We start from the raw sequence: 12687 nt of genomic DNA, 5'->3' as shown, positions 1-12687 counted from the left end.
AGCACAGTCATTCAGCACGGTTTTTTCCCATTATTTTGTCGATAATCAAAGCGATAGCTCCGTCTCCCGTTACATTGCAGGCAGTACCGAAACTATCCATGGCGATGTAAAGCGCAATCATCAAAGCTTGTGCCGATTCGTCGAAACCGAGCATGGATTGCAGAATCCCCAGGGAAGCCATGATTGCTCCACCCGGAACTCCCGGAGCAGCTACCATAGTGATACCCAGCATAAAGATAAACCCGGCAAACAGGGGGAAGTCGAACGGCATTCCCTGCATCATCATCAATGCCAGTGCGCAGGCTACAATTTTCAGTGTACTGCCCGATAGATGGATGGTGGCACATAGCGGAATCACAAATCCGGCTACTTCAGCAGATACTCCGTTCTTTTTGGTCTGTTCCAGTGTCACGGGAATGGTGGCTGCAGATGATTGTGTACCCAATGCCGTGAAGTAAGCGGGCAGCATTTTGCTAAGCAATTTGAATGGATTTCTATGCACAAACAATGCCGCAATGGAATACTGAAAAACCAACAGGAAAATATGAAGAACGAAGATGACTCCGATAATTTTAATAAACACCATCAGGATAGAATATACTTGTCCCGAATGTGTCATGTTGAGGAATATGCCGAAGATATAAAGCGGTAGCAACGGTAGAATGACGGCACTTATCATTCGTACGATAATTTCCTGAAAATCACGTGCCACATTTTTCAATGCGTCGCTGTTGAGTGACGCCAGTCCTAACCCCAGTGTGAAAGCTAAAACCAGAGCTGTCATTACGTTCATCAGTGGCGGAATGGAGACGGAGAAGTAGGGGAGGATTCCCTGCGCTTCGCTTACTTCTTCAAGTGGTGCACCCGGTTCGATGAGCGAAGGAAATACTGTGACTCCTGTGAAGTAGGAGAGAAAGCCTGAAAAAAGAGTAGCGAAGTAGGCGATCAAAGCTGTCACGAGTAGCATTTTTCCTGCGCCTTTTCCGATGTCGGCAATAGCCACAGTAACCAGTCCGACGATAATTAATGGGATAGAGAAATTAAGAAATTCACTGAAAATGCCATTGAACGTAACAAATATTCGCACTAGCGGAGCCGGGAAAACTGTGCCGATGGCAATACCCAAAATGATGGCGATAACGATGCGTGCCAACAAACCGATTTTGATCTTCTTCATCCTTGATTTTATTTGTAGACCACAAAAATAATATTTTAATCTAAAATATTGCGAACAAATGTGCATTTCAAATGTTACTAAGATAAAGAATATTCAAAATATACAAGTTATGGCAAATCAGAATAAAACAGATATCGGACTTATCGGCTTGGCTGTGATGGGCGAGAATCTTGCTTTAAACATGGAGAGTAAGGGATGGCACGTGTCGGTTTATAACCGTACTGTTCCCGGAGTAGAGGAGGGGGTGGTAGAACGCTTCCTGAATGGTCGTGCAAAAGGTAAAAACATCGAAGGATTCACAGATATAAAGGCATTTGTAGATTCGATAGCTATTCCCCGTAAGATTATGATGATGGTTCGTGCCGGAAGTCCGGTTGACGAACTGATGGATCAGCTTTTCCCGTTGCTTTCACCGGGAGATATCCTTATTGATGGCGGTAATTCTAATTACGAAGATACGAACCGTCGTGTCCAACTGGCGGAATCAAAGGGATTTCTTTTCGTCGGTAGCGGTGTGTCCGGTGGTGAAGAGGGAGCCTTGAATGGAGCTTCTATCATGCCCGGTGGTTCGGAAAAAGCATGGCCGGAAGTGAAACCGATTCTTCAAAGTATTGCGGCAAAAGCACCGGACGGCACTCCTTGTTGTCAATGGGTGGGTCCTGCCGGCTCCGGTCATTTTGTGAAGATGATTCACAACGGTATCGAATATGGTGATATGCAGCTGATTGCCGAAGCCTATTGGGTGATGAAAAAGCTGCTTGATCTGACCAATGAGGAAATGGCTGATGTCTTTGCCCGTTGGAACGAAGGCAAACTTCGCAGTTATCTGATCGAAATCACCGCCAACATTCTGCGGCATAAAGACAAATCCGGAGGTTATCTCATTGATAAAATCCTGGATGCAGCCGGACAGAAAGGAACCGGAAAATGGTCGGTTATCAATGCGATGGAACTCGGTATGCCGTTAGGGCTAATTGCCACAGCGGTATTCGAACGAAGCCTTTCTTCACAGAAAGACTTGCGTCACCTGGCTTCCAAGCAATTCCAGTGTCAACATACACAACCTATATATAATAAGGCGGAACTCGTAAAGAATATCTTTTCTGCTCTTTATGCTTCCAAACTCGTCTCTTATGCCCAGGGATTCGCCGTGTTGCAACGTGCTTCCGACGCTTTCGGCTGGCATCTCGACCTGGCTTCCATTGCGCGTATGTGGCGTGGGGGATGCATCATCCGCAGTATATTCCTGAACGATATTGCAGCTGCCTTCGAAGCCACCGACAAGCCTAAACACTTGTTGTTGGCTCCTTATTTTAAAGAAGAAATGAAGACATTGCTTCCCGGATGGAAGAGCCTGGTGGCGGAATCCATGAAAGAAGAACTTCCCGTTCCTGCTTTCTCCTCTGCCCTCAACTATTTCTATTCGCTCACTTCTGCCGATCTGCCCGCCAACCTTGTACAGGCACAACGTGATTATTTCGGTGCGCACACTTTTGAGCGTAAGGATGAGTTGCGCGGACAGTTCTTTCACGAGAACTGGACAGGCCACGGAGGAGATACGAAATCGGGCACCTATAATGTTTGAGTAAACCTATAATTCATATTTAGAAATTAATAAAGTGGATAAATTTGCAATGATAATTTTCGGTGCGTCAGGTGATTTGACCAAGCGTAAGCTGATGCCTGCCCTTTACTCCCTCTACCGTGAAAAACGGTTGACCGGAGAGTTTTCCATATTGGGTATCGGGCGTACGGTCTATTCTGACGATAACTACCGTTCCTATATATTAGAAGAACTACAACAGTTTGTCAAGTCTGAAGAACAGGACACAGCTCTTATGGCTTCATTTGTCTCCCATCTCTACTATTTACCGATGGACCCGGCAAAAGAAGAAGGTTACCCGCAACTCCGCCAACGTCTGGTTGAATTGACTAATGAGGTAGATCCGGACAATCTGCTGTTCTATCTTGCCACTCCGCCATCACTTTACGGAGTAGTGCCCCTCTATTTGAAAGCTGCCGGACTTAACACTCCCCACTCGCGCATCATCGTTGAGAAACCTTTCGGCTATGATCTCGAGTCGGCACTTGAACTGAATAAAACGTATGCCTCTGTTTTCAATGAGCATCAAATTTACCGTATCGACCATTTTCTCGGTAAGGAAACGGCCCAGAATGTACTGGCTTTCCGTTTTGCCAACGGTATCTTCGAACCTCTCTGGAATCGTAACTATATTGACTACGTAGAAATTACAGCCGTAGAAAATCTGGGTATCGAGCAACGAGGCGGGTTCTATGAAACGGCAGGTGCGCTACGGGATATGGTGCAGAATCATCTGATACAGCTCGTGGCCCTTACGGCTATGGAACCGCCTGCTGTTTTCAATGCAGACAATTTCCGTAATGAAGTGGTGAAGGTCTACGAATCTCTTACTCCATTGAATGATATCGATTTGAATGAACATATTGTTCGCGGACAATATACAGCCTCCGGTAGTAAAAAAGGATACCGTGAAGAAAAAGGAGTGGCTCCCGATTCGCGCACGGAAACTTATATTGCCATGAAACTGGGCATTAGTAACTGGCGCTGGAGTGGCGTTCCGTTCTACATTCGTACAGGTAAACAAATGCCGACGAAAGTAACGGAAATCGTTGTGCATTTCCGGGAAACACCTCACCAGATGTTTCATTGTGCTAGTGGCAACTGTCCACGGGCTAATAAATTGATCCTTCGTTTGCAACCGAATGAAGGAATTGTGCTCAAAATCGGAATGAAAGTCCCCGGTGCAGGTTTCGAAGTCCGCCAGGTGACGATGGATTTCAGTTATGCACAGTTGGGCGGTGTGCCTAGTGGTGACGCTTATGCCCGTCTGATAGATGATTGTATCCAGGGCGATCCGACTTTATTTACTCGAAGTGATGCAGTAGAAGCCTCATGGAAATTCTTCGATCCGGTGCTCCGCTATTGGAAAGATAACCCCGATGCGCCTCTTTACGGTTATCCCGCAGGTACGTGGGGACCTTTGGAAAGTGAAGCAATGATGCACGAACATGGGGCTGACTGGACGAATCCTTGTAAGAATTTGACAAATACAGATCAATATTGTGAATTATGAAACTATCAGTTTTTTCCTCATCAATTGAAACTTCACGAGCATTGATACTCCGCCTGGTGGAAATCATGAATGAAGAGCCGGACAGAGTGTTCAATATCGCAGTTAGTGGTGGTAATACCCCTGCTCTGATGTTCGATTTATGGGCGAATGAATATATGGAAATTACCCCTTGGGACCGTATGCGGATTTATTGGGTGGATGAACGTTGTGTGCCTCCCGATGATTCGGACAGTAATTACGGAATGATGCGCAACCTTCTTTTGGGTATCACTCCTATTCTCTATGAGAATGTATTCCGTATCCGTGGAGAGGCAGAGCCTGCGAAAGAGGCGGTTCGTTATTCGGAGTTAGTCCGGCAGCAAGTGCCGTTTAAGCGTGGTTGGCCCGAATTCGATATTATACTGTTGGGAGCCGGAGATGACGGACACACTTCTTCGATCTTTCCCGGGCAAGAAGATTTGCTGACTTCAAACTCTATTTATGTGGTCAGTGCACATCCCCGTAACGGGCAGAAGCGTATCGCAATGACGGGATACCCCATTCAGAATGCCCGCTATGTCATTTTCCTGATTACCGGAAAAAATAAAGCCGATGTAGTAGAAGAAATCTGTAATTCGGGAGACACTGGTCCCGCAGCCTATGTGGCTCATCATGCGCAAAATGTAGAACTGTTTATGGATAAAGGGGCTGCCGCATATATTGAAGATCCTAATAAAAAGATGAGTTAGAACAGAACTATTTCATTGACGAAACTAATAGAAAAAAAGAAAAATATGAATCCTTATCAACATTCATTTGGTGGTAATATCCCACAAGACGTAGCGGGGAAACAAGGCGAAAATGTTATTTTTATTGTTTATACTTTAAAAGATTCGCCTGAAACTCTTGGCAAAGTAAAAGATGTGTGTGCCAATTTCTCGGCCCTGATTCGCAGTATGCGTAACCGTTTTCCTGATATGATGTTCAGTTGTACCATGGGATTTGGAGCCGATGCCTGGAACCGTCTTTTCCCGGAACAGGGAAAACCCAAAGAACTGAAAACTTTCGAAGAGATAAAAGGCGAGAAGCATACGGCAGTTTCTACTCCGGGCGACTTATTGTTTCATATCCGTGCAAAACAGATGGGATTATGTTTTGAGTTTGCATCTATCATCGATGAGAAACTTCAAGGCGTGGTTGAACCTGTCGACGAAACTCACGGTTTCAGATATATGGATGGCAAAGCCATTATCGGCTTTGTGGATGGAACGGAGAATCCGGCGGTTGATGAAAATCCCTATCATTTTGCAGTTGTAGGAGAGGAAGATGCTGATTTTGCAGGAGGCAGCTATGTCTTTGTGCAGAAGTATATTCACGATATGGTTGCGTGGAACTCCTTACCTGTGGAAGAACAGGAGAAAGTGATCGGGCGTCGTAAGTTTAACGATGTCGAACTGTCTGACGAGGAGAAACCTCAAAATGCGCATAATGCCGTCACTAATATTGGAGATGACCTGAAAATAGTGCGTGCCAATATGCCGTTCGCCAATACGTCTAAGGGAGAATATGGTACTTACTTCATCGGCTATGCAAGTACGTTCACTACTACCCGGCAGATGTTGGAAAGTATGTTTATTGGCAATCCGGTAGGCAATACCGACCGTTTACTGGACTTTAGTACAGCAGTTACGGGAACACTTTTCTTTGCTCCTTCCTACGATTTGCTAAGTGAACTGGGCGAATAAAAAATAAAAGACTGGGGGGAGTATTACACTTTAGTAATCTCCTCCACTACATATTGGTCTTTTACTTTCTTGCAGGTACATACGAAGAATTCCGGATGTTTCAGAGCTCCTTGTAAAGTATCAGGAAGAATCATTTCTTTAGTACGACGGTCCATTGCAACCGTTGCATACAGGATACCTTCACTCTCGCATTTCTCTATTAATGCACTTTTTAGTTCTTCTACGCTATATTCCATTTGTGTGATCCTTTGTCGCTGCAAAGTTATGGAAAATATGTATATTTTGTGCAATTATATTCCTGTAATAAATAAAAAAATAGCTCCCTAGTTCGTCCGCCGACGAGGGAGCTATTAACACAAAAACTAAACTAGACACATTTTTGGAAATCTAGTTGTATATTCTGTATATCAATTATATAGTCCTGCTTTTTTTTATGGTTCGACCATAATTCGACCATTTGATGTTTTATGTACTATCAAGATTTTTGAGTTTCATGTTTTATATTACTTTAAATATTATATTTGCGCATTGTCAAACTAAAATAGTGCGTTTATGAAAATGTTTTTTAGAAGCATCCAAAAATGGATGAGAGTGCGTAAAGTTCGTAGAGAACTTAAAAAAGATCAAGCTTTAAGAGAACGCTGCATTGGTTATGTCACAAAAGTGAATGGAACCAGTTCTTTCATTAATGTGGCTGATTATACATATAAATATATCAAAGAAGGAAAATTGCCTTAATAATTTTAAACTTCCTTGTTTGGTAAAAGCATGGGTAAGGAGAACTTTATTCTGCTTACAGATTCATTTTGTGCATCTTCATTAGAAGATACACCTACTCCTATAATGCTTGCAAACACACCAACTTTTGTATTGTTTCCTTTATTGTCAGATGTTGTCAATGACAGATTAAATTCAATATTTGTGATATAACAATGTTTTGACGCTATCTCTATGTAATTTGAATCCTGTTTCCCTATATCACCAATAGGATTAATGGTTAGTGGATATTTTGATGTTCCACCATTTAACTCTGTTACTGCATCTGCTATTTGAGTAACTGTGTCTTTTATAAATTCTTTTAGTTCCATATATAGTGTTTACTTCTAGTTTGTATCATTGTTTAAGAATCATATTTTATTTATAAAGCGTAATTTATTCCACTAATTCTTTTAAATGGGATTTTTCATGCCATTTTAAATACGTACGCCCTGATTTGGTTTCAATAGACTTTAAGTAAGGAGCAATTTTAGGAGATTGAATAGATTTTGTAGTATCATCTATTAGAGTTATTTTATGATTGATACGGCTATTGATGGCATGTGCATCTACTGCATCATAATTCAAATTAGAACGCCCTAAACTTAATATGAAATTTGTATCATTAGAACCTGTAACGTAATTAATAAGCGTCATTCTATTATTTCGAAGAACAACAGCATTGAATTTAATTGCTAATCCTTCATGTATAGAGTAGTTGGTTTTTAAGTGTTCCTTATCTACAAGGTTATGTATGAAATTAGTGGCATTCCTTTTAAATCTACCAATTTGTTCTTTTTCCTTTTTTTCTTCAAAAGAGATAAAAGATGCACTAACTACGGCATTAATGAAACTGGACAAGTCGTATACTATATTTGGTACTAGCTCTGCTTTCTCTATTTTTTTATAATAGTAATGATAGCCAGCATGTTCTAAAATATCTATTTCATAATCTTCTAAATAATACTGGAATAGTTTGAAATAGTATATGTCATCAGAATTAGCTTCACATTCATACATACCACTGTCTATCCAACCACCATCAGTAACAATAAAATCATCTCCTCTTCGAGTTAAAAAGACGGAAACAAAGATATTACTTGTTGTTGCTATCGGTGTTATGATCTCAAAAGTATTTCCATGTTTCTTTATTTTCCATAAAGAATTGTAGGATTTGATGATATATTCAATAAGTTTTTCCATCTCTTAAAAATTTATTCCTTCAAGTGGGTCTTTGTCTTCTCTTTCGAAAGGAAGATAGCCTTCTCGAAATACTTGTATTTCAGGTAATTCATGCTCATCATTAGTGTAGATCACACTTTCTTGGCAAAAGTAAGGAAAACCAAAGTCAATGTCAAATAAATGCTCAGCTTGTTTGGGATTATTCAATAAGTCTGTTTTATAGGCTAAGAAATATCCATTATCATCATATTTGTGAAAATGAGGAGTTGTAACACTTTGCTCAGCTAAAGGTATAAACGGAACTTCGTTTTTATGAGTACCTCCACCACTGTCATAGCGGATAACTACTCCTTTTTTGAATTTATCCGAAACTATCTGGAATGAACAATCTGTTTTATCTCCATTTCGTACTTCACAAGTCATGAAGGTATTTCCGAAGTGGAACTCTGAGTGAAGATGTTTTTTAGTATAAAGAGATGTACCATGATTTCCTTTAGGTTCAGAAACAATGATTGGTGCATTAATTCTCTTTTCAGCATTAATGAAAGTTTTATAGTCATCTATAATTTTTAAAAGCTCTCTATCTTGTTTTATTTTTGCCATATGTATGAATTAAATTATAGTGTTAGCTATATAATAATTAGGCTCTACTGTTTCAATTTGGCGCATACTTAAAATGCTATGATATGTCCTTTTCACGGCTTATCCTATATTTCTTTCATTCTTCAACATAGCTAGTTCACCCTTTAATTTCTGATTTTCTTCCAAAAGCCGTTGGGTAAGCACTGTCTTTTCATTAATCTCATCTTGTAAATTGGCGATGGTATATACTATACTTTTCAATTTATCCATTCCTGGTTCTGTTTCTTCTTTTTGAAGAAGCATAGAACCTTTTCCTCTTAACAGCCATTCTGCGGAAATTTCCTCAAATGAGGATGAAATTGCTATTATTGTTGCAAGGCTAATTTCTCTTTTTCCTATCAGTTGATTATTAATAGTTGTGGGCTTTAATCCACACTTAATAGCAAATCCCCTCTCTGATAGCCCTGAATAGGTTATTACTTCTTTAATTCTGTTTATCATAATCAATCAAAAGTTAAATATCCACAAATGGGGATATAAAATGGGTTTTAAATTTTTATATATCCACATTCGAGGATATATTTGCATCATAAATCAATCAATCATACAAACATACAAAAATTGATTGATAAAACCAATTAAAAAATAACGATTATGAGCTACAATTTATCACAAATAATGAAGTCTGCACACCGCAATTACAAGAAGGGTGGAAAAACATTTTCAGAGTGTTTAAAATCTGCATGGAGCTTCGCAAAACTCCAAGAAAGTTTCTCACCGGAAGCAGTGAAATCAAGAACTGATAAATTTTTAGCTGAAAGACATGAAGCTATGAGCAAGACTGCCAAAGCTACACCTAGCAAGGAATATAATAACCTTAATATTCCCGCTTCCGCTTACTACAACCCAAATAGTACTCATTACGGTGCACATTACGTCGGAGATTAATCAAATTATACAACAATGGATAAAAGAACCGAACTAGAAATACAGCGAGACAAATATGAAGCTGTGATTGAAGAACGAGACGCGTTGATCAGCTCTTTGAGAGGTGAAAATGAAAAACTCAAACGAGATTTAGAATCAGAACGTGGATTTTATAGAGAGAAAGTTTCCCAATGTGATGATTTGAAGAAATTTATTGAATCGCAACGAAACTTAATGGACATAGTTTTGAAGAACAACCAAAGTATTCTCTAACCCTCACTAAAGTCAAACCAAACCGCCGGTTATCCGGTACCCAGTCCGGTCTTTGAGCCTGCCCTTGAAGGGAGACTGGGAACAACAGAGAAGAGTTCTTTGACATATTGGTAAAATGGTGTTTTGGAAGCCGACACGTGCCGAAAGGGATTACTGACGTAGGCGGGCTTCTCAACGATATAATGCTGTGGTTAATGGTCAAGCCGTATCGTTGTAAAACTAAATCAGTTAGACGTTTGTCGGCAAATCGAGGTATTTGCTTTATGTATATAAAGGTGATGTAGCTCAGGCAGGTTAGAGCGCTGTGTGTGGTGGATGGTTGAGAGTTCGAGTCTCTCAAGAAATACTCTTAGCTTAACGGAAGAGCACCACAAGCAGAGGTCGGCGGTTCGAATCCGCTCATCGCTTCAATGTTTAATTTAAAATTAGATTGTATGGAAAAGGATATTCAGAGACGTAACGTAATTGATGTATTACGGAGTATGGATGTTGGTGCAATAGAAGTATTTCCTATCGTTCAGAAACCGTCTGTAACTAATACATTGAATGCTCGGCTTTATAAAGAAAAAGCTGAAGGAATGGCTTGGAAAACAAAGTCAGATGTAAAAAATATGCAGTTTATAGTAACCAGAATTGCATAACTACCTTGCTTGTTGAGATGATCAGAGGTGAAATGGCTGAAATATTGCTAGATAATATTCTCCGTCTGTTTTCTACAGAAACGTTTGGAAAAGATAAGTCTGCGTATTATGTGGGTGGGGAAAAGAAATTGATGAATCTTATAGAAGCGGGTAAGATTGAAAGTGATAAGCCCACTAATGTTCAAAATGGCAAATGGCATTGTAATGCTGCTCAAGTATTACTGCATTGCCGATGTGCGAGAAGGAAAGTCAAATCTAAAAAGCGGAAGAGATGAAAAAAATAAAATTCATTCATAACATTTTTACAGTAGTTGCCATATTAGTAGCTATGTATATAGGTGGGGGAATCGAAGCTACGAGAAGTGATATCGCCTGGTCATATCTCATATTCATTATAACTGTTGTACTATTGGCTGTGAGATTCGAATATGAGGAAAGGGGAAGAATATAAAAATAGCCTGTGAAGGTTTGCATTGCTTAATTTTAGTATTTGTCATGTTTATTTAGCCCGGTTCGCCGGGCATCTGCCGGGATAGCCCAGTTGGTTAGAGCGCATGTTTCTACATGAGGTCAGCGGTTCGAATCCGTTTCCCGGCTCAACTCAATCAGAGTTAAGTAACCCGTGAGGGTGAAAATATATTTGCATTATATATACAATCAATGTAGCCGGAAGCGTCTGGCTACGACCTGAAGGAATGGCGGAATTGGTAAACGCAAGTATGCAGATAGATTGAAGAAAGTCATACATAGGTAATCTATCATCCCGGTTCGAGTCCGGGTTCCTTCACAGAGAATTTTTCTTTTTATGTTTAACTAATGTTGCCAGCGAAAAGGACGCTGTAGGGTTAAAGCCCCTGTTATTTGAGTTTTAATTGTTCTATACTATTCCGGTGTGCTTTGAACGGCTATCCGGAAGCAAGAAGCTCGTGAGAGTGCTATTTAATAGTTAATGTCGTGTTTTATTTTGTGTTTGTGTTCTAGGTGAATGGTTCGTGAGAATAGTTCACTTAAAACGGATGGCTGGTGTAATTGGCAGCATACGCAGATATGCGTGATGTGGGTTCGATCCCCACGCCATTCACCCTTCTGATCCTAATTAAATTATAGTAGTTCATGAGTTTTGTTTTGTGTTTGTGATTGGGGTGTATGGTCTGTGAAGATAGTGCACCTTTTTAATTAATCGGGCGGATATGTATATCGTTGGTTGAAACTGCGGTGAGGTGCACCAATATTCCGTGAGACCGGTTCGACTCCGGTTCCGTCCACTAGCATTTACATTATGTATAAATCAGGGAGCCGTACACCCTTCAAAGCGTAGCCGTTCCATAAGGTACATTGGATTATTCATTTTCTTATTTTTCTGCCTGTACAATATCGTACAGGCAGTTTTTACTACCTGAAAATGGCGTTAAAATGGCGAAGTTTCTGTTTGCTAAACTTGTCAATAACGATTACCTTTACTGATGTAATGAGCTAAAAGTCAAACCATTAAATTAGAATTATGACAGCGAGAAAAAACACTGTATCAACGGTTCAGAATGAAGAGAAGAAGAAAAATTCTATCAGACCGCTTCTAGCTTCTGAAATTGAATGTAGGGTTGGTACTATGAAACCGGACGGTTCGGGCTGCTCCTTGCTATTATACAAGGATGCTCGAGTAGACATGAGAATACTTGATGAAGTGTTCGGAGAAATGAACTGGAAACGGCACCATGATGTCGTTAATGGGAATCTATTCTGTACGTTGTCCATTTGGGATAATGAAAAGAAGGAATGGGTGAGTAAACAGGATGTTGGGACAGAATCTAGCACAGAAAAAGAGAAAGGGCAGGCTTCGGACGCCTTTAAACGTGCAGGATTTAACTGGGGAATTGGGCGTGAACTTTATACGGGTCCTTTCATTTGGATTCCACTTGAGAAAAATGAAATATATCAGAGCAAAACAGGTTCTCCTGCTCTATACACCAAATTCAGTGTAAAAGAGATTGGTTATAACGAGCAAAAGGAGATTATTTTACTTGTTATTGTGGACAATAAAAACCGCGTTCGTTTTGCTTATGGTAATACAAAGGAAAAAGTATATGCTCCCAATGTTTCTGCTTCAAACGCTTCGGGCAAAGTATATACTGGTGTAGACCTAGATCGTGCAATTAAACAAATGACTGGTGTTAAAAGCCGCGAAGAGCTTGAGAGAGTTTGGGCTGAACATCCCGAACTTCACAATAATAAGGAGTTCAGAAACATAACTATTGACATGCAGAAAACGTATCCTCCTAGAAATTGATAATAATGATAGAATTAGTGAAATC

Annotated in this window: 16 protein-coding genes and 5 tRNA genes; 15 read left to right on the top strand and 6 right to left on the bottom strand. The window is 40.3% G+C overall.

Annotated features, from left to right (window positions below; genetic code table 11):
- Nucleotides 1-7: 7 nt before the first annotated feature.
- The gene (locus AB5217_RS22425) at nt 8-1177 is read right to left on the bottom strand and encodes a dicarboxylate/amino acid:cation symporter (RefSeq protein WP_004297835.1); all 1170 of its coding nucleotides are present in this window, start codon (nt 1175-1177) and stop codon (nt 8-10) included.
- A 109-nt stretch (nt 1178-1286) separates the two neighbouring features.
- Here AB5217_RS22425 and gnd point away from each other — a divergent pair, with 109 nt between their 5' ends.
- The 4 genes from gnd to AB5217_RS22405 are packed head-to-tail and all read left to right on the top strand — an operon-like array spanning nt 1287 to nt 6017.
- Complete coding sequence (gene gnd / locus AB5217_RS22420) at nt 1287-2762, top strand: decarboxylating NADP(+)-dependent phosphogluconate dehydrogenase (protein WP_032846467.1); 1476 nt, start codon at nt 1287-1289, stop codon at nt 2760-2762.
- Nucleotides 2763-2796: 34 nt separating this feature from the next.
- On the top strand, nt 2797-4293 hold the full coding sequence (gene zwf, locus AB5217_RS22415; protein ID WP_004310726.1) for a glucose-6-phosphate dehydrogenase: 1497 nt from the start codon (nt 2797-2799) through the stop codon (nt 4291-4293).
- The gene (pgl, locus tag AB5217_RS22410) at nt 4290-5021 is read left to right on the top strand and encodes a 6-phosphogluconolactonase (RefSeq protein WP_032846469.1); all 732 of its coding nucleotides are present in this window, start codon (nt 4290-4292) and stop codon (nt 5019-5021) included. The genes zwf and pgl overlap by 4 nt, the downstream gene beginning before the upstream one ends.
- A 45-nt stretch (nt 5022-5066) precedes the next feature.
- Nucleotides 5067-6017, top strand: coding sequence for a Dyp-type peroxidase (locus AB5217_RS22405; RefSeq protein ID WP_004297827.1), 951 nt, complete (start codon nt 5067-5069; stop codon nt 6015-6017).
- A gap of 23 nt (nt 6018-6040) precedes the next feature.
- Here AB5217_RS22405 and AB5217_RS22400 read toward each other — a convergent pair whose 3' ends face one another.
- Nucleotides 6041-6253 carry a hypothetical protein gene (locus AB5217_RS22400; protein WP_004310918.1) on the bottom strand — a complete coding sequence of 71 codons (213 nt, stop codon included), beginning with the start codon at nt 6251-6253 and terminating at the stop codon, nt 6041-6043.
- 316 nt (nt 6254-6569) lie between these two features.
- Here AB5217_RS22400 and AB5217_RS22395 point away from each other — a divergent pair, with 316 nt between their 5' ends.
- Nucleotides 6570-6755 (top strand): hypothetical protein, encoded by a 186-nt coding sequence (locus tag AB5217_RS22395; RefSeq protein ID WP_128858150.1) that lies wholly within the window; start codon nt 6570-6572, stop codon nt 6753-6755.
- Between the two features lie 5 nt (nt 6756-6760).
- Here AB5217_RS22395 and AB5217_RS22390 read toward each other — a convergent pair whose 3' ends face one another.
- From AB5217_RS22390 to AB5217_RS22375, 4 genes are all read right to left on the bottom strand, one after another.
- Nucleotides 6761-7105, bottom strand: coding sequence for a hypothetical protein (locus AB5217_RS22390; RefSeq protein WP_195407090.1), 345 nt, complete (start codon nt 7103-7105; stop codon nt 6761-6763).
- A gap of 64 nt (nt 7106-7169) precedes the next feature.
- A complete protein-coding gene (locus AB5217_RS22385; RefSeq protein WP_151879279.1) occupies nt 7170-7976 on the bottom strand; it encodes a hypothetical protein in 807 nt (268 codons plus the stop codon).
- Nucleotides 7977-7979: 3 nt separating this feature from the next.
- Nucleotides 7980-8558, bottom strand: coding sequence for a hypothetical protein (locus AB5217_RS22380; protein WP_128858535.1), 579 nt, complete (start codon nt 8556-8558; stop codon nt 7980-7982).
- 99 nt (nt 8559-8657) lie between these two features.
- Nucleotides 8658-9038, bottom strand: a complete 381-nt coding sequence (locus AB5217_RS22375) for a helix-turn-helix transcriptional regulator (protein WP_008997734.1) — start codon at nt 9036-9038, stop codon at nt 8658-8660.
- Between the two features lie 153 nt (nt 9039-9191).
- On the opposite strand from AB5217_RS22375, the gene AB5217_RS22370 reads away from it, so the two are divergent.
- The 10 genes from AB5217_RS22370 (at nt 9192) to AB5217_RS22325 (ending at nt 12662) form a co-directional block, all read left to right on the top strand.
- On the top strand, nt 9192-9485 hold the full coding sequence (locus tag AB5217_RS22370) for a hypothetical protein (RefSeq protein ID WP_008765982.1): 294 nt from the start codon (nt 9192-9194) through the stop codon (nt 9483-9485).
- Nucleotides 9486-9500: 15 nt separating this feature from the next.
- Complete coding sequence (locus AB5217_RS22365) at nt 9501-9737, top strand: hypothetical protein (protein ID WP_004300198.1); 237 nt, start codon at nt 9501-9503, stop codon at nt 9735-9737.
- A gap of 274 nt (nt 9738-10011) precedes the next feature.
- Nucleotides 10012-10145: transfer RNA gene (locus AB5217_RS22360), tRNA-OTHER, on the top strand.
- A gap of 26 nt (nt 10146-10171) precedes the next feature.
- The gene (locus AB5217_RS22355; protein ID WP_004318833.1) at nt 10172-10378 is read left to right on the top strand and encodes a hypothetical protein; all 207 of its coding nucleotides are present in this window, start codon (nt 10172-10174) and stop codon (nt 10376-10378) included.
- Nucleotides 10379-10395: 17 nt separating this feature from the next.
- The gene (locus AB5217_RS22350) at nt 10396-10653 is read left to right on the top strand and encodes a hypothetical protein (protein WP_073348408.1); all 258 of its coding nucleotides are present in this window, start codon (nt 10396-10398) and stop codon (nt 10651-10653) included.
- A 251-nt stretch (nt 10654-10904) separates the two neighbouring features.
- Nucleotides 10905-10975 (top strand) — tRNA-OTHER (locus tag AB5217_RS22345).
- A gap of 92 nt (nt 10976-11067) precedes the next feature.
- Nucleotides 11068-11165: transfer RNA gene (locus tag AB5217_RS22340), tRNA-OTHER, on the top strand.
- 227 nt (nt 11166-11392) lie between these two features.
- Nucleotides 11393-11459 (top strand) — tRNA-OTHER (locus AB5217_RS22335).
- A 101-nt stretch (nt 11460-11560) separates the two neighbouring features.
- A tRNA-OTHER gene (locus tag AB5217_RS22330) sits at nt 11561-11643 on the top strand.
- Nucleotides 11644-11879: 236 nt separating this feature from the next.
- Complete coding sequence (locus AB5217_RS22325) at nt 11880-12662, top strand: hypothetical protein (protein WP_004300204.1); 783 nt, start codon at nt 11880-11882, stop codon at nt 12660-12662.
- Nucleotides 12663-12687: the final 25 nt, after the last annotated feature.

Source organism: Bacteroides sp. MSSM.1001136sp1_RTP21357st2_D2_RTP21359_211015 (genome assembly GCF_040913205.1).
Lineage (GTDB): Bacteria > Bacteroidota > Bacteroidia > Bacteroidales > Bacteroidaceae > Bacteroides > Bacteroides ovatus.
Note: the sequence above shows the minus strand (reverse complement) of the source record. Positions and strands in the feature narration are given on the sequence as shown.